We start from the raw sequence: 19615 nt of genomic DNA, 5'->3' as shown, positions 1-19615 counted from the left end.
CCGACTTCGTGGCTGACCTTCCGTCAGATTGAAACGTGTTCTAGTCTGCGCGGCATGGGCATCGCCATCACGCACGAACAGCGGGAGCTCGCCCGATCCGTCCGCGGCTGGCTCACCCGCGCCGTACCGCCGGAGCAGATCCGCAAGCACCTCGACCTCCCCGAACTCGCCACCGCCCGCCCCGCCTTCTGGGCCGGCGTCGCCGCGCAGGGGCTGCTCGGGGCGCACCTGCCCGAGGAGTACGGCGGCGGGGGCGGCGACCTCGTGGACCTGGCCGTGGTCCTGGAGGAGGCCGCGCGGGTGGTGCTGCCCGGGCCGTACCTCCCGAGCGTCCTCGCCGCCGAGCTGCTGCACCGGGCCGGCCGCGGCGAGGAGGCGGCCTCCGTCGCCGCCGGCGAGCGGACCGCCGCCGTCGCGCTCTCCGCCGGAACCCTCACCGCCGCGCCCTCGCACACCGCCGACGGCCTCGTCCTCGACGGCCTCGCCCCGCCCGTCCTCGGCGCCGCCTGCGCCGACCTGGTGCTCCTGCCCGCGCGGGCCGTGCACGGGACGGTGTGGCTCGCCGTCGACGCCGGCACCCTCGCCGTACGCCCCCAGGCCTCCGCCGACCCCACCCGGCCGACCGCCGAGGTGCGCGCCGACGGCGTCCTCGTGCCGGCCGGCCGCGTCCTCGGCCTCACCTCCGCGGCCGTCCGCGACCTCGCCGCCGTGCTCTTCGCCGCCGACGCCTGCGGCACCGCCGCCCGCGCCCTCGACACCGCCGCCGAACACGCCCGCACCCGCGTCCAGTTCGGGCACCCCATCGGCCGCTTCCAGGGCGTCAAGCACCTCTGCGCCGACATGCTCGTCCGCCTCGAACAGGCCCGCGCCCTCACCTGGGACGCCGCCCGCGCCGCACGCGAGGAGCCCGGCGGGCGGCCGACCGGCGCGCCCGACGCCGTACGGTCCCTGACCGCCGCCCTCGCCGCCGCGACCGCGCTCGACGCCGCGTACACCGTGGCCAAGGACTGCATCCAGATCCTCGGCGGCATCGGCTTCACCTGGGAGCACGACGCCCACCTGCTGCTGCGCCGCGCCCTCGTCGCCCGCCAGCTCCTCGGCGGCGGCGACACCCACCGGCTCGCCGCCGTCGGCCGCGCCGCCGCCGGCACCCGGCGCGAACTGCGGCTCGAACTCCCCGCCGAGGCCGAGGAGTTCCGTAAGGCCGCCCGCGCGGCCCTCGCGTCCGCCGCCGGACTCGACCCGCACGCCGCCCGCAAGGCCCTCGCCGCCACCGGCTACACCGCGCCGCACCTCCCGGAGCCGTACGGCCTCGGCGCGGGCCCGGTCCAACAGCTCGCCGTACAACGGGAGATGGCGGCGGCCGGCATCCGGCTCAGCCCGCTGTCCATCGCCACCTGGGTGATCCCCTCCCTCCTCGCGTACGGCACCCCCGAGCAGAAGGAACGGCATCTGCCGCCCACCCTGCGCGGCGAACAGCAGTGGTGCCAGCTCTTCTCCGAACCCGAGGCCGGCTCCGACCTGGCCTCGCTGCGCACCCGCGCCGAGCGGCGGGACGACGGCACCTGGCGGATCAACGGGCAGAAGGTGTGGACGAGTTCGGCCCACACCGCCGACTACGGCATCCTCCTCGCCCGCACCGACCCCGACGCGCCCAAGCACCGCGGACTCACCTACTTCGTCGTCGACATGAAGAACACCCCCGGCATCGACGTGCGCCCGCTGAAGGAGCTCACCGGGGAATCCCTCTTCAACGAGGTGTGGTTCGACGACGCCGTGCTCCCCGCCGACGCCGTCGTCGGAGCGGTGAACGACGGCTGGCGGGTCGCCCGCAACACCCTCGGCAACGAACGCGTCCACATGGCCGACCAGGTCGCCTTCGACACCGGCCTGGAGGCGCTGATCGCCGCCGCCGGCGGCGACACGGCCGACACCTCGACACGGGTCCGGGTCGGCGCCCTCGTCGCCGAGGCGCACGCCCTCGCCTGCATCGGCCTGCGCACCACCCTGCGCCAGGTGTCCGGGCTCGAACCCGGCCCCGGCGCCAGCGTCCGCAAGCTCGTCCAGACCGTCCACCAGCAGAAGACCGCCGAACTCGCCCTCGAACTCCTCGGCCCGGCGGGCGCGGTGGCCGAGGGCGCGGGCGAGCGGGCCGTGCACGGAGTGCTGATGTCCCGCTGCCTCACGATCGCGGGCGGCACCACGCAGGTACAGCTCAATGTCGTCGCCGAGCGGCTGCTCGGCCTCCCGAAGGACTGAGGGGGAATCGGAAATGGGCAAGGCGTACATCGTCGGTGTGGGCATGACGAGGTTCGAGAAGCCGGAGACCCGCGACTGGCAGTACTGGGACATGGCGAAGGAGGCCGGCACCGCCGCCCTGGCCGACGCCGGCATCCCGTACGGCCTCGTCGAACAGGTCCCGGTCGGCTACTGCTTCCAGGCCTCGACCGCCGGACAGCGCGCCGCCTACGAACTCGGCCTCACCGGCGTGCCCGTCTACAACGTCAACAACAACTGCGCCACCGCCTCGACCGCCTTGATGATGGCCCGGCAGTTCGTGGAGGGCGGGATCGCGGACTGCGTGCTCGCGCTCGGCTTCGAGAAGATGGCGCGCGGCGCGCTCGGGGGAGGGTCCGACGGGGGAGCCCGCGGCGGAGCCGCTGACGTCGGGGGCAAGACGTCCCCCGTCGCCCGGCACTACGGGATCATGGCCGCCGGACACGGCTTCGAGATGACCCCGCCGACCGCCCAGATCTTCGGCAACGCGGCCCGCGAGCACATGGAGCGGTACGGCACGACCGAGGTCCAGCTCGCCGCCGTCGCCGCCAAGAACCACCAGCACTCCTCCCGCAACCCCAACGCCCAGTTCCAGGACGTCTACACGGTCGACGAGATCCTCGCCGCCAAGACCATCCACCGCCCGCTCACCAAGCTCCAGTGCTCGCCCACCTCCGACGGCTCGGCCGCCGCCGTCGTCGTCTCCGAGCGCTTCGTCGACACCCACGGGCTGCGCGACCGGGCCGTCGAGATCGCCGGCCAGGCGATGACGACAGACACCGACGAGTCCTTCGCCTCCGGCTCCTGCATCGACGTCGTCGGCCGCCCCATGTCGCGGGCGGCGGCCCGGCAGGTGTACGAGACCTCCGGGCTCGGCATCGAGGACGTGGACGTGATCGAGCTGCACGACTGCTTCTCGATCAACGAACTCCTCACCTACGAGGCGCTCGGCATGTGCGAGGAGGGCGCCTCCGGCAAGCTCGCCGAGTCCGGCGCCACCACCTACGGCGGCCGCTGGGTGGTCAACCCCTCCGGCGGCCTCATCTCCAAGGGCCACCCCCTCGGCGCCACCGGCCTCGCCCAGGCCGCCGAACTCGTCTGGCAACTCCGCGCCGAGGCGGGCCCGCGCCAGGTCGCCGGGGCCCGGGTCGGCCTCGCGCACAACATCGGGCTGGGCGGCGCGGCGGTGGTGACGATGCTGCGGAGGCCGTAGCCGAGCAGCGCGCACATAATCGGCGTGTACGGGGCGGGGCGGGGGTGCGACCATGACAGGCATGCCGCGAACCGAGACCGCGTCCCCGAGCGCCTCCGCCCCTCCGATAACCGCCCCGACCCGGCTCTGGCTGGTGGTGCTCGTCGCCTGCGCCGGCGCGTTCCTCGTCGTGCTCGACGTGTCCGTGGTGAACGTGGCGCTGCCCTCGATGCGGGAGGCGCTGGGGCTGACGGCGCCAGGGCTGCAGTGGGTCGTCAACGTGTACTCGATCACGTTCGCCGGCTTCATGCTGCTCGGCGGGCGGGCGGCGGATCTCTTCGGGCGCAAGCGGATGTTCGTCGTCGGCCTCTCCCTCTTCACCCTGGCCTCGGTCGCCGGCGGCCTCGCCCAGGAGGGCTGGCAGCTGCTCGCGGCCCGTGCCGTGCAGGGCCTCGGCGCGGCGGCCCTCGCCCCGGCGACGCTCACCCTGGTCACCGCGGCCGTCCCGGCCGGGCCCGCCCGCACCCGGGCGGTCGGCACCTGGACGGCGGTCGGCGCGGCCGGCGGCGCCGCGGGCGGCTTCGTCGGCGGGGCCCTCGTCGACCTGCTGTCCTGGCGCTGGGTGCTGCTCATCAACGTGCCCATCGGCGTGCTCGTCCTCGCCGGCGCCTTCCGCTGGCTCAGCGAGAGCCGGGTCGACGGCGGGCGGCGCCTCGACCTGCCGGGCGCCGTCCTCGTCACGGCGGGCATGGCCACCCTCGCGTACGGCATCGTGCAGACCGAGGAGGCGGGCTGGACGTCCGCCGCGACCGTGCTTCCGCTGCTCGCCGGGGCGCTGCTGCTCGCGGTGTTCGTGCTCGTCGAGTCGCGGGCCGCGCAGCCGCTGATGCCGCTGCGGATCTTCCGTACGCGGGCGGTGTCGGCGGCCAACGTGACGATGCTGCTGTGCGGTTCGACCTCCTTCGGCATGTGGTTCTTCATGACGCTCTACGCCCAGAACGTCCTCGGGTACGAGCCCCTGGAGGCGGGTCTCGCGCTGATCCCCAGTTCGGCCAGCGTCATCATCGGCTCCAAGCTGGCCCCACGTCTGCTGCCCCGGCTCGGCGCCCGCCCGGTCGCCGTCCTCGGCGTGCTCGTCGCGGCGGGCGGCTTCGGCTGGCAGTCCACGATGACCGCCGACGGCCACTATCTGACGGCGATCCTGCTGCCCGGAATCCTGATGATGTTCGGCATCGGCCTCGGCTCCACCCCGCTCGCCGTCCTCGCCACCACCCGCGTCCCCACCGCCGACGCCGGCCTCGCCTCCGGCCTCATCAACACCTCCCGCACCATGGGCGGCGCCCTCGGCCTCGCCACCCTCTCCACCGTCGCCGCCTCCGTCACCTTCGGCGCGACCACCCCCGAGGCCCTGACGGCCGGTTACGCGGCGGCCTTCCGCGTCGCCGCGTGCGTGCTGGTGGCGACGGCGGTGGTGATGGCGGTGTGGCTGCCGGGGGAGAAAGACACGGTGAAGGGCTAGGCCGGCTCCGGGCTACAGCCAGCCCTGCTGGCGGGCTTCCCGTACCGCCTCCATGCGGTTGCGGGTGCCCGTCTTGCCGATGGCCGAGGAGAGGTAGTTGCGGACCGTCGACTCGGAGAGGTGGAGCTTCGCCGCGATGTCGGCGATCGTCGCACCGTCCACGGACGCGCCGAGCGCGTCGCGCTCGCGGGCGGTCAGCGGGTTGGGGCCGGCGCTGAGGGCGGCGGCCGCGAGCCCCGGGTCGATGACCGTCTCGCCGCGCAGCGCCTTGCGGATCGCCTCGGCCAGGTCCTCCACCGGCCCGTCCTTGACCAGGAACCCGGCCGCGCCCGCCTCCATCGCACGGCGCAGATAGCCCGGCCGCCCGAAGGTCGTCAGGATCAGCACCCGGCAGTTCGGGACCTCGTCGCGCAGCTCCGCCGCAGCGTCGAGGCCCGACATCCCCGGCAGCTCGATGTCGAGCAGCGCCACGTCCGGCCGCGCCGTCAGCGCCGTGCCCACGATCTCGTCCCCGCGCCCGACCTGCGCGACGACCTCCAGATCCGGCTCCATCCCGAGCAGCAGCGCGAGCGCGCCGCGCATCATGCCCTGGTCCTCGGCGAGGAGCACGCGTACGGACTTGGCGGGCCGGTGGTCCCGGGGCATCTCGTTCACAGGGGACAGCGTAGGCCGCATCGGTGCGCGGGGGCTCGTCGTTGGACGGGCATGAACAAGACCAGGACCAGGACCAAGACCAGGACCAAGACCAGGACCAAGACCAGGACCAGGACCAAGACCAGGACCAAGGCCGGGAACGGGATCGCCGCCGCCGTCGTGCTCGCGGGGGCCGTGCTCGGGATGACGGTGAGCGGTGCCGCGCAGGCCGCCGCTGCCGACGGGGCCGCAAGGCCCGCCGGCGGGCTCGTCGGGATGCTGGGGATCGGCGGCGGAAGCGGCGCAAGTGGCGGCGGGGGCGATCACGTGTCGGGCACCGTGAGCGGGAACAGCTCGGTCGCCGAGATCGGCGGTCAGACGACCGAGCAGAGCACCCCTTAGCCGCCGGCTAGGCGGCCGTCGCCGCCGTGTCGAAGGTGTAGTGGCGGGTGTGGTCCAGCATGTCGGCCGGCGTGACGTCGTTCCACGGGCGCATCGTGTCGTGGAGGTCGACGACGTTCGCGGTGCCGGCCGCCGGGAGGTAGGGCGACGCGGGGTGGCGGGCCTGCCAGTCGGCCCACAGCTTGTCGACGAAGGCGTGGTGCAGCCAGAACACCGGGTCGTTGGGGGAGACGCCGGTCGCCATCTGGCCGCCGACCCACACATGGACGCGGTTGTGGAGGTTCACCCCGCGCCAGCCCTCCAGGTGGTTGCGGAAGCCGTCCGAGGCGCTGTTCCACGGCGCCGTGTCGTACGTCTCCATCGCGAGCACCGAGTCCACCTCGGCGCGCGTCGGCAGCGGGCGGCCGCTCGCGCCCAGGTCACGGCGGAGGTAGTCGCGCCCGTCCACGCGGACGGTGATCGGCCAGCGGTCGCCCGAGCGCGCGAACGGCCCGTCCACGACCTGCCCGTCGCGGGCGCGGCCGGTGCCGCCGAGGAAGTCGGGGGCCCAGAGGGAGGAGCGGGAGGTGCGGTCGGCCGTCCAGTCCCAGTAGGGGAGCGCGACGGTCGGGTCCACCGACCGCAGCGCCGCCTCGAACTCGAGCAGGAAGCGCCGGTGCCAGGGCAGGAAGGACGGCGAGCGGTGCCCGACCCGGTCGCCGCCGTCCGTGTCGCCCATGATGAAGGCGTTGTGGGTGGTGACGAAGGCGTCGTAGCGGCCGGTGCGCTTCAGTTCGAGCAGCGCGGCGACGAAGCGGCGCTTCTCGTCGGCGGTGAGCGTGGCCTGGTTCTTGCGTATGTGCACGGTCATGATGCGATCGACTCCGGGGCGGTCAGGCGACGGGCAGGGTCAGCGGGACGAGCGGCGCGCCCTGCAACTCGCGCACGGCCGCGCGGGCGGCGGCTCTGGGCGTGGCGACCGGGTCGTAGTGCGTGATGACGCTGATCCAGGTGCCGTCCGCGTTCCGCATGACGTGCAGTTCCGCGCCGTCGATCGTGACGGTGTAGCCGCCCCCGTGGCCTTCGTGACCCCCGTGGTGTCCGCCGTGGGCCGACGGGCCGCCCTTGATGTGGCGGCCCAGGTAGACCTCGTCGAAGTCGGCGGAGCCGGGTGCGGCGGTCCGGGCCGGGGCGGCCGCCGCTGCGGCCGGGCCGGCCAGGGCGAGGCCCGCGGCCGCGCCGGCGGCGCCCGCGGCGACGCCGAGGACCTTGCGGCGGGTGATGCTGGATGACATGGAGAAACCCCCTCGTGCGTGGTGCGCCGGGGGTTGGTCGGTTGGTCATATGCCCCCCGGTGCTTCCCATCGGTACTCGGGGGCTTCGGCGGGGCGGAAATCGGCGCCGGCCGGTTGGGCTCGATACGGACAACCTCCCGCGAAAAGTGCAGACTTGAACAGAGTTGATCTTGCGGTACGAGACGGGCCCGGCGGCCGCGGAACGAAACCCTCCGCCGGGAAGGGGCACTTCACCCGGATGATCTTTCGGCGCGGGGCTGTGCGTGTGGCCGGGCCCACCAGCGGAAACTGACCGGATCCGGCAGCCGGGACGGCGGCCGGGGCGGGTCCCGACGTCAGCAGTTCGCCCCGAAGCCGGACGCGCCAGAAGGCTCTCCCGCCGGCTCCACCGGCAGCTCCGCCTCCAGCCGGAACCCGCCGCGCGGGCCCGGGCCCGAGGTCAGCGTGCCGCCCGCCGCCGCGACCCGCTCCCGGAGGCCCCGCAGGCCACTGCCCGGCGCACCCGTACCCGTACCCGTACCCGTACCCGTATCCGCATCCGTACAGTCGGCGCCGCGGCCGTCGTCCGAGACCGTCAGGCGGACCCGTTCCGGGCCGCCGCCGACCTCGATCTCGCAGCGGCCGGCGCCGGAGTGCCGGACGACGTTGGTCGCCGACTCGCGCACCACCCAGCTGAGCAGCGCCTCCGTCTGCGGCTCAAGGGGCGGGCCGGACTGGCGGACCACCGGCTCGATGCCGGCCGAGGCCAGGACGTCGCGGGCGCGGTCGAGTTCGGCCGAGAGGGAGGCCTCGCGGTAGCCGGTCACCGCCTCCCGGATCTCGGTGAGCGCCTGCCGGCCCACCGTCTCGATGTCCGCGACCTGCGCGAGCGCCGCGTCCAGGTCGCGCGGCCCGAGCCGCCGGGCCGCCTCCGACTTCACGACGATGACGGACAGGGTGTGGCCGAGCAGGTCGTGCAGATCGCGCGAGAAGCGCAGCCGCTCCTTCTCGACCGCCGTGCGGGCCAGTTCCTCGCGGGTCTCGCGCAGCTCCTGCACGGTCTCGTTCAGGGCGAGGATCGTCGCCGTCACCATGATCGAGATGAACGTGCCGTACACGATCCCGAGCGAGTCCCAGCCGTCCCGCCAGAGCGTCACCGCCCCGACCGCCGCGACCAGCGGGAACACCGTCAGGCGTTGCGTCCGCCCGCGCCGCACCACCGCCCCGACCGCGAGCCCCAGGAGCGGGAAGAGGAGCAGCCACTCCCGCCCGTAACCGGCGGCGAGCCCGAACGTCAGCGCCGTGAGGGCCGCGAGCAGTCCCCAGGTCAGCGGGGTCTCGCGGCCGCCCGGGACGAAGGCGCGCATCACGACGGCGATGTAGAGGGAGTTGAAGGCGAGCAGGCCGAGGCCGCCGACCCAGGGGTTGGCGGCCTCGCCCGAGATGAGGTGGGACAGCGCGCCCAGGCCCATCAGCAGCCACGGCAGCAGGCTCAGCCCGGCCGGCCGGCCGCCCCGCGCGCTCTCCGCACGTCGCCTGCGCAGGTCCCGGAAGCCGCCGCCCGTACTGCCGCTGCCCTTGCCGTTCGCGCCGCTCATCTCGTCCCCGTCCCCGTCCCCGTGCTCTTCTTCGGCCGCGCTCGGCACGGCGTCACACCATGCGTGCGGAACGACGGTACGAGACCGCCGCGTACGTGCCGAAGAGCGCCGCCCATGCCGCCAGGATCAGGATCGCCGCGAGCCCGGGCATCGTGCCCTCCGTCACCGCCACGCCCAGCTCCGAGAAGCGGTTGGTGGGCGTGAACGCGGAGATCTGCGCCAGCCAGTGCGGGAACAGGTCGATCGGGAACCACAGGCCGCCGACCACCGCGAGGCCCATGTTGCAGGCCACGTTCATGACGCCGGTCGTCTGCGCGGTGAGCCGGTAGCCGTTGCCGAGGCCGAGCAGCGTGAAGGGCAGCGAACCCGCCCACAGCACGAGCGCCGTCACCGCCCACTGCCAGGCCGCCATCCGTACGCCGTTGACGAGGCCTCCCGCGAGCAGCACCGCCGTGATGGCCGGCAGGACCACGACCGTGCCGGTCAGGGCCCGGCCGGTGACCACCTGGCGCGGGGTCATCGGGGTGATCCGCAGCTGCCGCAGCCAGCCGGCGGTCTTGTCCTCGGCGACGCCGCCGCCGATGGACAGGGCGGCGCCCAGTGCGCCGTATGCCGCCATGCCGACCATCATGCCGGTCTTGATCCCGGCGTCGTTCTGCCCGCCGAGGTTGGTGAAGAGGAGGTACATCAGGACCGGCACGCCGATCGACGAGATCGCGAAACCGGCGTCGCGCAGGGTGCGGCGGACTTCGAGGCGGACGTACGCGGTGATCATCGGGACATCTCCAGGGAGTCGGCGGTACGGGCGGGGGCGCCGGGGGCCGTACGGGTCAGGTTCAGGAAGGCCTCGTTGAGGGAGACCGGGGCGACCCGCAGGCCCCTGACCAGGTCCTGCGCGGCGAGCGCGCGGACCGTGGCGTCCGGGTCCGCGCTGCGCAGCAGCGCGCGGTCGCCGCGGATCTCGATGGAGGTGACACCGGGCAGCGCGGTCAGACCCGCGGTGGGCCGGCCCGCCAGGTCGAAGGAGACCGTGGTGCCGCCCGCGGCCCGCTTCAGCTGCTCGGCGGAGCCGTCGGCGAGCACCCGCCCGGAGTCGACGACCACGATCCGGTCGGCGTTGGCGTCGGCCTCCTCCAGGTAGTGGGTGGAGAAGAGGACCGTGTTGCCGCGCCGGGCGTAGCCGCGCATCGAGTCCCAGAAGGCCTCGCGGGCCTCGACGTCGAGCGCCGCCGTCGGCTCGTCGAGCACGATCAGCTCGGGGTTTCCCGCCAGCGCGACCGCGAACCGCACCCGCTGGGCCTGGCCGCCGGACAGCCGGTCCACCCGGCGGCCGGCGAGGTCGGTGAGCCCGGCGAGGGCGAGGGCCTCGGTCACGGGCATCGGCCGCGGGTAGGTGCGGGCGACGAACTCGACCAGCTCGCGGACGGTGACCCGGGAGACCGGGCGGGCGTCCTGCAGCATCGCGCCGATCCGGCCGGCCTGGACGGCGCGGGCGGGCGCCTCGCCGAAGAGGCGGACCCGGCCGCTTTCGGGCTCGTCGAGACCGAGGAGCAGGTTGATGGTGGTGGACTTGCCGGCGCCGTTGCGGCCGAGCAGCGCGACCGTCTCGCCACGGCGGATGCCGAGGTCGATGCCGTCGACGGCGCGGACCGCGCCGAAGGTCTTGGTGACCGCGGTGAAGGCGACCGCCGCCGTGTCGCCGGTCCCGGACTCGGTTCCTGTGCTGGTCCCCGTTGTTGTCGTCATGACCACGACGTTACGGAGCGGGGGCCGGGGCCCGGCAGGCTCAGGCGTACGGACCTGGCCGTGACAAATGTCCCGGGTGGCCCGCACCCGTCACGCTATCTGACATGGCGTCAGAAGGGTTCCCAACGTCCAACCCCTCGGCTATACATGGGGATCACCGTTCTAGAACGCGTTCTACCTGGCGTCCGCGAACGGCCCCGCACGGCCTCGGTGCGGTCGACGGTGCGGACGGCCGCGCCGAGGTCTCCACCTGCCACATGTGCCACAAGGAGCAGCAACGCGATGCCCATTGACGCCGCCAAGGCCGTCGCCGCCGAGCCCCGCAGCGCGGAGATCGCCTGGGACCACAAGGACGTCCAGCTCTACCACCTCGGCCTGGGCGCGGGCGTCCCCGCGACCGACCCCGACGAGCTGCGCTACACCCTCGAATCCCGGCTGCACGTCCTGCCCAGCTTCGCCACCGTGGCGGGCGCCGGCATGGGCGTCGTCGGCGGCCTCTCCGCACCCGGCATCGACATCGACCTCGCCGCCGTGCTGCACGGCGGCCAGTCCATCACCCTGCACCGGCCCCTGCCGGTCAACGGCCGGGCCGTCTCCACCTCCCGGGTCGCCGCCGTCCACGACAAGGGCAAGGCCGCCGTCCTGGTGCTGCGCTCCGAGGCCGCCGACGCCGACGGGCCGCTGTGGACCAGCGACGCCCAGATCTTCGTACGCGGCGAGGGCGGCTGGGGCGGCGACCGCGGGCCCTCCGAACGCCTGGAGGTCCCCGAGCGCGCCCCCGACGCCACCGCCGAGCGCCCGATCCGCGAGGAACAGGCCCTGCTCTACCGGCTCTCCGGCGACTGGAACCCGCTCCACGCCGACCCCGAGTTCGCCAAGCTCGCGGGCTTCGACCGGCCGATCCTGCACGGCCTGTGCTCGTACGGCATGACCCTCAAGGCGGTCGTCGACACCCTCCTCGACGGTGACGTCACGCGGGTCCGCGGCTATCGCACCCGCTTCGCCGGCGTCGTCTTCCCCGGCGAGACGCTGCGGATCCGCATGTGGCGCACGGACGAGCACACCGTCCAGCTCACGGTCACCGCCGCCGAACGCGACGACGCCCCGGTCCTCGCCGACACCGTCGTCGAACACTCCTGATCGCCTGATTGGAGCCGCACCATGCGCGCAGCTGTACTGCACGAGATCGGCCAGGACAAACTCGAAGTCCTCGACGACGTCGAGGCGGTGGGCTTCGGCCCCGGCAAGGTGCGGATCCGGATCCGGGCCACCGGCCTGTGCCACTCCGACGTGTCCGCCATGAGCGGCGTCCTGCCCCAGCCCGCGCCCTTCGTCCCGGGGCATGAGGGCGCCGGCGAGATCCTCGACGTCGGCGACGGCGTCACCGGCCTCACCGTCGGGCAGCGGGTGCTGCTGTGCTGGCTGCCCGCCTGCGGTGTCTGTCCCGCCTGCAAGCGTGGTCAGACCCAGCTCTGTCTGGCCGGCTTCATGAACGCCGGCACCCCCAACTTCAAGCGCACCGGCGGAGGTTCCGCCGACGTCTTCGGCTTCGCCGGCACCGGCACCTTCGCCGAGGAGGTCGTGGTCGACGCCGGCTGCGCCGTCCCGATCCCGGACGACGTGCCCTTCGACATCGCCGCGCTCATCGGCTGCGGTGTGACCACCGGCCTCGGCGCAGCCATCAACACCGCGAAGGTGGAGGCCGGTTCGTCGGTCGCCGTGATCGGCTGCGGCGGCGTCGGCATCTCCGCCATCCAGGGAGCCAAGCTGCAGGGCGCCGCGCAGATCGTCGCCGTCGACCCGGTCGAGTCGCGCCGCGAGGCCGCGCTCCGCTTCGGCGCCACCGAGGCCGTCGCCCCCGACGCGCTCGCCGACGCCAAGCAGCGGATCACCGGCGGCGAGGGCTTCGACTACGTCTTCGAGGTCGTCGGCAAGTCCGTCACCGCGCGCACGGCGTACGAGACCACCCGGCGCGGCGGCACGCTCTGCGTGGTCGGCGCGGGCGCCCTCGACGACTTCCTGCAGCTCAACATGTTCGAGCTGTTCTTCGACGAGAAGCGGATCCTGCCGTCGATGTACGGGGGCGGGGACGTGCTCCGCTCGTACGAACGGGCCATCGCGCTCTGGCGGGCCGGCCGCATCGACCTGGCGTCCCTGATCACCCACCGGGTGCCGCTGGCGGGCGTCAACGAGGCCCTGGAGCAGATGCGGACGGGTGCGGCGCTCCGTACCTGCATCGAGATCTGAGCATCGAGAGCTGAGAGAGGACTCCGACCCATGTCACTGCCTCTTGAGGGGCTGAGCGCGATCGTCACCGGCGCCGGCCGCGGCCTCGGCCGGGCCGAGGCCCTGGAACTGGCCCGGCTCGGCGCGGCCGTGGTCGTCAACGACTACGGGCAGCCCGGGCGCGACGGTTCCGGCGAGGCCTCCGCGGCGCCCGCCGAGGAGGTCGCGGCCGAGATCCGCGCGGCGGGCGGCCGGGCCGTCGCCCACGTCGGCGACGTCGCCGACTTCGAGACCGCGCGCGGTCTGGTCGACCTGGCCGTGGCCGAGTTCGGCAAGCTGGACATCCTGGTCAACAACGCGGGCATCCTGCGCGACCGGATGATCTTCTCGATGAGCGAGGCGGAGTGGGACTCGGTGGTCCGGGTCCACCTCAAGGGCCACTTCAACACCACCCACTTCGCCGCCGTGCACTGGCGCGGCCGGGCCAAGGCGGGCGAGAGCGGGGTCTACGGGCGGATCGTCAACACCTCCTCCGAGGCCTTCCTCGCCGGTTCGGCCGGCCAGCCCAACTACGCGGCGGCCAAGGGCGGCATCGTCGGTCTGACCACCTCCACGGCGCTCGCCCTCGCCAAGTACGGGGTCACCGCCAACGCCATCTGCCCGCGCGCCCGGACCCGGATGACCGAGGACGTGTTCGCCGCCATTCCGACAATCAAGAGGGGCGCCGAGCCGACCGCCGAGGACGAGCTCGACCCGCTGTCGCCGGAGCACGTGGCGCCGCTCGTCGGCTACCTCGCCTCCCCGGCGGCGGCCGGCGTCAACGGCCAGCTGCTCGTCGTCCACGGCGGCATGGTGGCGATCGTGGACCGGCCCAGGGTGGCCGCCAAGTTCGACACCGCCAAGGACGTCTTCACGTACGAGGAACTGGACGGGCTGCTCACCCCGCACTACGCGGCGCGCCCGGCTGGGGAGACCTTCGCCGCGGCGGAGGTGCTCGGCCTGAAGAAGGGCTGAGCCGCGCGAGGGGGGAAGACGAAGGGCCCCCGGACGCGTCGTCCGGGGGCCCTTCACCTACTCACCGTTCGTTCACTGCACTTCGCTCACTGCGACTCGGGTTCGCGCCGGTGGCGGCCGTGCGGGGAGGACGAGGAGTCCTCCGCCGGTGCGGCCGGTCCACGGTGCTTGCCCGAGTTGCCGTGGTCCTGCGGGTCCGTGTCGCTCATGGTGGAACTCACCCCGTAAACGTCGCTCTTGCTGATGCGGCTCGGAGAGTCTAATCAGCCTGTTCAGCCCGCTTGTTTACGGTCCGTCAGCGGCGCTTCCTGGAGCGGTACGGGGCGGCACACCTTGGGCTCCGGGGCGGCCGCCGGGGCCACCGGCTCCGGTTCCGGCTCGGCCGGCTCCTCCAGGTCGGCGAGGCCGCAGGGCGCGGCGGGCGTCGCGTACGGGAGGCGGAGCACGCCGGAGGGCGTCCACAGGCCCGTACCTGCCAGCCAGCCGAAGGGCGCGGCGAGTTGGTGCATCCGGCGCGAGGAGGGCCGCCACAGGCCGACCCAGCTGCCGGCCGCCGCGTCGATCCGCAGCGCGACCCCGCAGCTCTCCGGCATCAGCACCTGCCCCGGCTGGACGGCGAACGGGGTCACCGCCGCGTCGTCGAGCCGCAGGCACTCGGGGAAGCGCACCGGCAGCAGGCTGCCGAGGACGCCCCAGCCGAGGCGCTCGTGGCCGGGGGAGGGCGCGTCGGAGCGGATGAGGAGCAGTCCGCTGTCGGGATCGGCGAGCAGCAGCCGGTCGTGGCTGTCCTCGGTGATCTGGAGGAGTGGCGTGGCCTCGCCACCGCGCTCCAGGTCGATCGCGACGGCCTTGACCGGGCCGTCGTCGAGCTGCCGGTCGAGGGCCAGTATCCGGCCGGTGCGGTCCAGCCACACCCCGCCGGAGCACCGGCCCTTGATCTCGGCGACCCGCTCGGGGCCGAAGGCCCCGCCCGCGACCAGCCACAGCGTGGTGGAGTCCGGGCCGACGCACATCGCGTAGGCGCAGATGCCGTCCGGCGAGGGCGGCAGCAGCGTCAGGGCGCCGGGGGCGGGGGCCTCGACCGAGCCGAGCAGGAGCTCGCCGGTGTCCGGTCCGGTCGGGTAGAGCAGCGAGAACGTGTGGCGAAGGCCGTCCACGGCGCGCCCGATCAGGACCCGCCCGTCCGCCAGCGGCAGCAGCAGCGCGCCGGGCTCCTCCGGTTGGGCGAGCGGCAGCGGTACGGCGTAGGGCTCGGGGCCGTCCAGGGTCCAGCGCTCCACGAACAGCGCCTCGCCCGAACCGGCGAGCCGCGCCGCGTAGGCGCCGTTCGCGGTGATCGTGAATCCCGTGGGCCACACCGCGTCACCGTCTTCGGCGGGGGCTTCGATGGCACAGGCTGTCATCGGCTCGTCACCTCCGGCTACGAAGCTAGTTTTCGCACTTCCAGCCGAACAACACGAGTCACCTCTCTTCACCCCAATGGGTGGCGGTCCGGGGATTCCGCCGAGCGGCGGGGGCGGGTTGTGCTGGCGGGGCCAGGGATGGGTAAGGTAAGGCGACCCTAAGTGGAAGCGATCCGTCCGCTGACGGGTCGCCGGCTGCCGTACTTCCGCGGCGGCGCCGTCCACCCCGTACGCGTACAGGAGACCCCGCATGTCCCTTCGCCGCCGCGGCACCGCAGCCGCCGCACTCAGCCTCGCCGCCGCGCTCGCTCTCGCGGCCTGCGGAGGAGGCGACGGCAGCTCGGACGGCGCCAAGAAGGACGAGGGCGGCAAGAAGAAGGACGTCGCCGTCGGCGGCAAGGACTTCGGCGACGCCGCCGCGAAGACCGCCGCCCTGGGCACCGACGCCGAGCCCGGCCAGTTCCCGCGCACCCTCACCCACGCGCTCGGCAGGACGGAGATCAAGTCCGCCCCCAAGCGGGTCGTCGTCCTCGACGTCGGCGAGCTCGACAACGTCGTCTCCCTCGGCATCAAGCCGGTCGGCTTTGCTCCGTCCGAGGGGGACGATGGCATCCCCACGTATCTGAAGAAGGATGCCGGCGAGCCCAAGAACGTCGGCACCATCAACAACCTCAACCTCGAGGCCATCGCCAACCTCGAACCCGATCTGATCCTCGGCAGCCAGCTGCGCGCCGCCGACAAGTACGACGAGCTGTCGAAGATCGCCCCGACCGTGTTCTCCATCCGCCCGGGCTTCACCTGGAAGGAGAACTACCTCCTCAACGCCGCCGCGCTCGACCGGACCGCCGAGGCGAAGGCGAAGCTCGCCGCCTACGAGACCAAGGCGAAGCAGCTCGGCACGGACATCGGCCCGAACAAGCCGACCATCTCCATGGTCCGCTACCTCCCCGGCAAGATCCGCCTCTACGCGAAGGCCTCCTTCATCGGCACCATCCTTCAGGACGCCGGCCTGCCGCGCCCCGCGAACCAGCAGGTCAACGACCTCGCCGTCGAGGTCAGCCCGGAGAAGATCGACCAGGCCGACGGCGACTGGATCTTCACCGGCGTGTACGGCGACGCCAAGGCCACCAAGCGCGACACCGCCCAGGCCAACCCGCTCTGGAAGAACCTCAAGGCGGTCAAGGCCGGCCAGGCCAAGGACGTGCCGGACGAGACCTGGTACCTGGGCCTCGGCGTGACGGCGGCGAACAGCGTGCTCGACGACCTGCGCGCCGACCTCGTGAAGAAGTAGCACCGGACGGACCCGGGGGCGGGGCCGGCCGGGGTTGTCCACAGGGGCAGGGGCCGGCCCCGGGTTGTCCACAGGCAAGAACGGCGGGGCACGAGGGGCAGGTAGCCTTTCCCTCGTGCCCCGTCTGTCTGAAGTCATCGCCGAGCTCGACGCCCTCTGGCCGCCAGAGCGGGCCGAGTCGTGGGACGCCGTCGGCACGGTCTGCGGCGACCCCGACGCCCAGGTCACCCGCGTCCTGTTCGCGGTCGACCCCGTCCAGGAGATCGCCGAGGAGGCGATCCGCCTCGGCGCCGACCTGATCGTCACCCACCACCCGCTCTATCTGCGCGGGACGACGACGGTGGCGGCCGGCCACTTCAAGGGCCGGGTCGTGCACACCCTGATCAAGCACGACATCGCCCTGCACGTGGCGCACACCAACGCCGACACCGCCGAGCCCGGCGTCTCCGACGCCCTCGCCGGCGCCCTCGACCTGCGGGTCACCGGCCCCCTCGTCCCCGAGACCGGTCTCGGCCGGATCTGCGAGCTGGACCAGCCCGAGACGCTGGCCGAGTTCGCCGCGCGCGCCGCCAAGCGGCTGCCCTCGACCGCGCAGGGCATCCGGGTGGCCGGCGACCCCGAGATGCCGGTGCGCCGGGTCGCCGTCAGCGGCGGCTCCGGCGACAGCCTCTTCGGCGCCGTCCGCGCCGCCGGGGTGGACGCCTTCCTCACCGCCGACCTGCGCCACCACCCGGCCTCCGAGGCCACCCAGCACTCTCCCCTCGGGCTCGTCGACGCCGCCCACTGGGCCACCGAATGGCCCTGGTGCGAGCAGGCCGCCGCGCAGCTCGACACGATCTCCGACCGCCACGGCTGGGACCTGCGGGTCCATGTCTCGACGACGGTCACCGACCCCTGGTCCGCCCACCACACCTCTCCTGGAGCCCCCAACTGAACGCCGCGCCCGCCGACCAGATCCGACTTCTCGACGTCCAGGCGCTGGACGTGCGCCTCCAGCAGATCGCGCACAAGCGCAAGTCGCTGCCGGAGCACGCCGAGATCGAGTCGCTGAACAAGGACCTCACCCAGCTGCGCGACCTGCTCGTCGCCGCGCAGACCGAGGAGAGCGACTGCGCCCGCGAGCAGACCAAGGCGGAGCAGGACGTCGACCAGGTGCGCCAGCGCGCCGCCCGCGACCAGCAGCGCCTCGACTCCGGCGCCGTGTCCTCCCCGAAGGACCTGGAGAACCTCCAGCGTGAGATCACCTCGCTCGCCAAGCGCCAGGGCGACCTGGAGGAGATCGTCCTGGAGGTCATGGAGCGCCGCGAGTCCGCCCAGGAGCGGGTCGCCGAACTGACCGGCCGGGTCGCCGCCGTCCAGGCCAAGGTCGACGACGCCACCGCCCGCCGCGACACCGCCCAGGCCGGGCTCGACGACGAGGCCGCCTCCGTCACCAAGGAGCGCGAGCTCGTCGCCGGCACCGTCCCGGCCGACCTCCTGAAGCTGTACGAGAAGCTGCGCGAGCAGCAGGGCGGCGTCGGCGCGGCCCGGCTCTACCAGCGCAAGTGCGAGGGCTGCCACATCGAGCTCAACATCACCGAGCTCAACGAGGTGCGGGCCGCCGCCGCCGACGCGGTCGTGCGGTGCGAGAACTGCCGCCGGATCCTGGTCCGCACGTCGGAGTCCGGCCTGTAATGCGCGAGCTCGTGGTCGAGGCCGACGGCGGCTCCCGGGGCAACCCGGGCCCCGCCGGCTACGGCGCGGTGGTCCTCGACCCGGCCACGGGCGAGACCCTGGCCGAGCGCGCCGAGTTCATCGGCGTCGCCACGAACAACGTGGCCGAGTACAAGGGCCTGGTGGCCGGCCTGCGGGCCGCCCTGGAGCTCTTCCCCGACGCCACGGTCCACGTCCGCATGGACTCCAAGCTGGTCGTCGAGCAGATGTCCGGCCGCTGGAAGATCAAGCACCCCGACATGAAGCCGCTCGCCGCCGAGGCCGCCCGGGTCTTCCCGGCCGGCCGCGTGCGCTACGAGTGGATCCCGCGCGAGCGCAACAAGCACGCGGACCGGCTCGCCAACGAGGCGATGGACGCCGGTCGGCGCGGCGAGCAGTGGTCCCCCTCCGCCACCACCGCGGCCCTCGCCCCGACCGCCGACCTCGCCGCGGCCCGCGCCGCCGCGGGCGACGCGACGGCCGGCGCGGCCCGTGCCCGCGCCGCCCTCGCGAGCACCCGCCCCGAGCCGGAGCCCGAGGGCCTGTTCGCCCCCGACGAGACCCTCGCCGCCCAGGCCCGCGCGTCCCTCTCGGCGGCGGCGGAGGCCGACCGGGAGGCGGCCACGAGCGGCGACTTCGAGGCGGAGGCGGGACACCCCGCCCCGACCACCCCCGCCCCCACCGCCCCCGCCTCCGGCTGGTCCGGGCCCGACATGGGGGCGCCGGCGACGTTCGTGTTGTTGCGGCACGGGGAGACGGCGTTGACGCCCGAGAAGCGGTTCTCGGGGAGCGGGGGGTCGGATCCGGAGCTGTCGGCGGCCGGGGTACGGCAGGCGGAGGCCGTCGCGGCGGCGCTGGCCGCGCGGGGGACGATCCAGGAGATCGTCAGTTCGCCGCTGACCCGCTGCCGGCAGACCGCGCAGGCCGTGGCCGCGCGGCTCGGTCTGGACGTGCGGATCGAGCAGGGGCTGCGGGAGACCGACTTCGGCGCGTGGGAGGGGCTGACGTTCGCGGAGGTGCGCGAGCGGTACAAGGACGACCTGGACGCGTGGCTCGCCTCGCCGAAGGCCGCCCCGACCGGCGGCGGCGAGAGCTTCGCGACGGTGGCCCGCAGGGTCGCCGTCACCCGGGACCGGCTTGCCGCCGCGCACGCGGGCCGCACGGTGCTGCTCGTCACCCATGTCACCCCCATCAAGACCCTGGTACGGCTCGCCCTCGGCGCCCCGCCGGAGTCGCTGTTCCGGATGGAGCTGTCCGCCGCCTCGCTGTCGGCGGTGGCGTACTACGCGGACGGCAACGCCTCGGTGCGGCTGCTCAACGACACCTCCCACCTCCGCTAGGTCCTGTCCGCAGCGCCCGGCCGCAAAAG

Annotated in this window: 19 protein-coding genes; 11 read left to right on the top strand and 8 right to left on the bottom strand. The window is 73.6% G+C overall.

The genetic code is table 11. The annotated features are described in order from the left end of the window. The first annotated feature begins 54 nt into the window (after positions 1-54). Genes KV205_RS03345 through KV205_RS03335 form a run of 3 tightly spaced genes read left to right on the top strand, consistent with a single transcriptional unit; the run spans position 55 to position 4988 of the window. The gene (locus KV205_RS03345) at positions 55-2259 is read left to right on the top strand and encodes an acyl-CoA dehydrogenase (RefSeq protein WP_265862019.1); all 2205 of its coding nucleotides are present in this window, start codon (positions 55-57) and stop codon (positions 2257-2259) included. Between the two features lie 13 nt (positions 2260-2272). After that, positions 2273-3490, top strand: coding sequence for a lipid-transfer protein (locus tag KV205_RS03340; RefSeq protein ID WP_265862017.1), 1218 nt, complete (start codon positions 2273-2275; stop codon positions 3488-3490). 52 nt (positions 3491-3542) lie between these two features. Beyond that, the gene (locus KV205_RS03335) at positions 3543-4988 is read left to right on the top strand and encodes an MFS transporter (protein WP_374214611.1); all 1446 of its coding nucleotides are present in this window, start codon (positions 3543-3545) and stop codon (positions 4986-4988) included. A gap of 12 nt (positions 4989-5000) precedes the next feature. Here the strand turns inward: KV205_RS03335 and KV205_RS03330 are convergent, their stop codons facing one another. Next, positions 5001-5633, bottom strand: coding sequence for a response regulator transcription factor (locus KV205_RS03330; RefSeq protein ID WP_265862712.1), 633 nt, complete (start codon positions 5631-5633; stop codon positions 5001-5003). Between the two features lie 60 nt (positions 5634-5693). On the opposite strand from KV205_RS03330, the gene KV205_RS03325 reads away from it, so the two are divergent. Then, complete coding sequence (locus KV205_RS03325; protein WP_265862013.1) at positions 5694-6023, top strand: hypothetical protein; 330 nt, start codon at positions 5694-5696, stop codon at positions 6021-6023. Between the two features lie 7 nt (positions 6024-6030). On the opposite strand, the gene KV205_RS03320 is transcribed toward KV205_RS03325, so the two are convergent. The 5 genes from KV205_RS03320 to KV205_RS03300 form a co-directional block, all read right to left on the bottom strand. Further along, positions 6031-6867, bottom strand: a complete 837-nt coding sequence (locus tag KV205_RS03320; RefSeq protein ID WP_265862710.1) for a tyrosinase family protein — start codon at positions 6865-6867, stop codon at positions 6031-6033. 28 nt (positions 6868-6895) lie between these two features. Beyond that, positions 6896-7297 carry a tyrosinase family oxidase copper chaperone gene (locus KV205_RS03315; protein WP_265862011.1) on the bottom strand — a complete coding sequence of 134 codons (402 nt, stop codon included), beginning with the start codon at positions 7295-7297 and terminating at the stop codon, positions 6896-6898. Between the two features lie 335 nt (positions 7298-7632). Next, on the bottom strand, positions 7633-8874 hold the full coding sequence (locus KV205_RS03310; protein WP_274710061.1) for a sensor histidine kinase: 1242 nt from the start codon (positions 8872-8874) through the stop codon (positions 7633-7635). Between the two features lie 52 nt (positions 8875-8926). Next, positions 8927-9649, bottom strand: a complete 723-nt coding sequence (locus KV205_RS03305; protein WP_274710041.1) for an ABC transporter permease — start codon at positions 9647-9649, stop codon at positions 8927-8929. Beyond that, complete coding sequence (locus tag KV205_RS03300; RefSeq protein ID WP_265862009.1) at positions 9646-10620, bottom strand: ABC transporter ATP-binding protein; 975 nt, start codon at positions 10618-10620, stop codon at positions 9646-9648. The genes KV205_RS03305 and KV205_RS03300 overlap by 4 nt, the downstream gene beginning before the upstream one ends. Positions 10621-10902: 282 nt before the next feature. Between KV205_RS03300 and KV205_RS03295 the strand changes: the two genes are divergently transcribed. From KV205_RS03295 to KV205_RS03285, 3 genes are read left to right on the top strand one after another with little or no spacing between them, the layout of a single operon-like run. Continuing rightward, complete coding sequence (locus KV205_RS03295) at positions 10903-11760, top strand: MaoC/PaaZ C-terminal domain-containing protein (protein WP_265862008.1); 858 nt, start codon at positions 10903-10905, stop codon at positions 11758-11760. Between the two features lie 21 nt (positions 11761-11781). Beyond that, positions 11782-12867 carry a Zn-dependent alcohol dehydrogenase gene (locus tag KV205_RS03290; protein WP_265862007.1) on the top strand — a complete coding sequence of 362 codons (1086 nt, stop codon included), beginning with the start codon at positions 11782-11784 and terminating at the stop codon, positions 12865-12867. A 30-nt stretch (positions 12868-12897) separates the two neighbouring features. After that, complete coding sequence (locus tag KV205_RS03285; RefSeq protein WP_265862006.1) at positions 12898-13860, top strand: 3-oxoacyl-ACP reductase; 963 nt, start codon at positions 12898-12900, stop codon at positions 13858-13860. Between the two features lie 86 nt (positions 13861-13946). Here KV205_RS03285 and KV205_RS03280 read toward each other — a convergent pair whose 3' ends face one another. After that, positions 13947-14069 carry a hypothetical protein gene (locus KV205_RS03280; protein ID WP_265862004.1) on the bottom strand — a complete coding sequence of 41 codons (123 nt, stop codon included), beginning with the start codon at positions 14067-14069 and terminating at the stop codon, positions 13947-13949. A 63-nt stretch (positions 14070-14132) separates the two neighbouring features. After that, positions 14133-15263: a hypothetical protein gene (locus tag KV205_RS03275; RefSeq protein WP_265862002.1), complete on the bottom strand. Its 1131-nt coding sequence runs from the start codon at positions 15261-15263 to the stop codon at positions 14133-14135. 250 nt (positions 15264-15513) lie between these two features. Here KV205_RS03275 and KV205_RS03270 point away from each other — a divergent pair, with 250 nt between their 5' ends. The 4 genes from KV205_RS03270 to KV205_RS03255 all read left to right on the top strand — a co-directional run bounded on the left by KV205_RS03270 (position 15514) and on the right by KV205_RS03255 (position 19586). Further along, entirely contained in the window at positions 15514-16554 is a 1041-nt protein-coding gene (locus KV205_RS03270) for an ABC transporter substrate-binding protein (RefSeq protein WP_265862000.1), read from the top strand. Positions 16555-16669: 115 nt separating this feature from the next. Next, the gene (locus KV205_RS03265) at positions 16670-17488 is read left to right on the top strand and encodes a Nif3-like dinuclear metal center hexameric protein (protein WP_265861998.1); all 819 of its coding nucleotides are present in this window, start codon (positions 16670-16672) and stop codon (positions 17486-17488) included. After that, on the top strand, positions 17485-18228 hold the full coding sequence (locus KV205_RS03260; RefSeq protein WP_265862708.1) for a zinc ribbon domain-containing protein: 744 nt from the start codon (positions 17485-17487) through the stop codon (positions 18226-18228). The genes KV205_RS03265 and KV205_RS03260 overlap by 4 nt, the downstream gene beginning before the upstream one ends. Further along, complete coding sequence (locus KV205_RS03255; protein ID WP_265861997.1) at positions 18228-19586, top strand: bifunctional RNase H/acid phosphatase; 1359 nt, start codon at positions 18228-18230, stop codon at positions 19584-19586. Before KV205_RS03260 ends, KV205_RS03255 begins: the two co-directional genes overlap by 1 nt. Positions 19587-19615: the final 29 nt, after the last annotated feature.

The organism is Streptomyces sp. SKN60, from assembly GCF_026236535.1.
Classification (GTDB): Bacteria; Actinomycetota; Actinomycetes; order Streptomycetales; family Streptomycetaceae; genus Streptomyces.
This window is presented reverse-complemented; position numbering and strand designations above follow the sequence as displayed.

Coding starts and splice junctions, on each gene's coding strand:
- KV205_RS03345 (WP_265862019.1), top strand. CDS start 55: ATGGGCATCGCCATCACGCACGAACAGCGGGAGCTCGCCCGATCCGTC.
- KV205_RS03340 (WP_265862017.1), top strand. CDS start 2,273: ATGGGCAAGGCGTACATCGTCGGTGTGGGCATGACGAGGTTCGAGAAG.
- KV205_RS03335 (WP_374214611.1), top strand. CDS start 3,543: ATGACAGGCATGCCGCGAACCGAGACCGCGTCCCCGAGCGCCTCCGCC.
- KV205_RS03330 (WP_265862712.1), bottom strand. CDS start 5,633: ATGCCCCGGGACCACCGGCCCGCCAAGTCCGTACGCGTGCTCCTCGCC.
- KV205_RS03325 (WP_265862013.1), top strand. CDS start 5,694: ATGAACAAGACCAGGACCAGGACCAAGACCAGGACCAAGACCAGGACC.
- KV205_RS03315 (WP_265862011.1), bottom strand. CDS start 7,297: ATGTCATCCAGCATCACCCGCCGCAAGGTCCTCGGCGTCGCCGCGGGC.
- KV205_RS03310 (WP_274710061.1), bottom strand. CDS start 8,874: ATGAGCGGCGCGAACGGCAAGGGCAGCGGCAGTACGGGCGGCGGCTTC.
- KV205_RS03305 (WP_274710041.1), bottom strand. CDS start 9,649: ATGATCACCGCGTACGTCCGCCTCGAAGTCCGCCGCACCCTGCGCGAC.
- KV205_RS03300 (WP_265862009.1), bottom strand. CDS start 10,620: ATGACGACAACAACGGGGACCAGCACAGGAACCGAGTCCGGGACCGGC.
- KV205_RS03295 (WP_265862008.1), top strand. CDS start 10,903: ATGCCCATTGACGCCGCCAAGGCCGTCGCCGCCGAGCCCCGCAGCGCG.
- KV205_RS03290 (WP_265862007.1), top strand. CDS start 11,782: ATGCGCGCAGCTGTACTGCACGAGATCGGCCAGGACAAACTCGAAGTC.
- KV205_RS03285 (WP_265862006.1), top strand. CDS start 12,898: ATGTCACTGCCTCTTGAGGGGCTGAGCGCGATCGTCACCGGCGCCGGC.
- KV205_RS03280 (WP_265862004.1), bottom strand. CDS start 14,069: ATGAGCGACACGGACCCGCAGGACCACGGCAACTCGGGCAAGCACCGT.
- KV205_RS03275 (WP_265862002.1), bottom strand. CDS start 15,263: ATGACAGCCTGTGCCATCGAAGCCCCCGCCGAAGACGGTGACGCGGTG.
- KV205_RS03270 (WP_265862000.1), top strand. CDS start 15,514: ATGTCCCTTCGCCGCCGCGGCACCGCAGCCGCCGCACTCAGCCTCGCC.
- KV205_RS03255 (WP_265861997.1), top strand. CDS start 18,228: ATGCGCGAGCTCGTGGTCGAGGCCGACGGCGGCTCCCGGGGCAACCCG.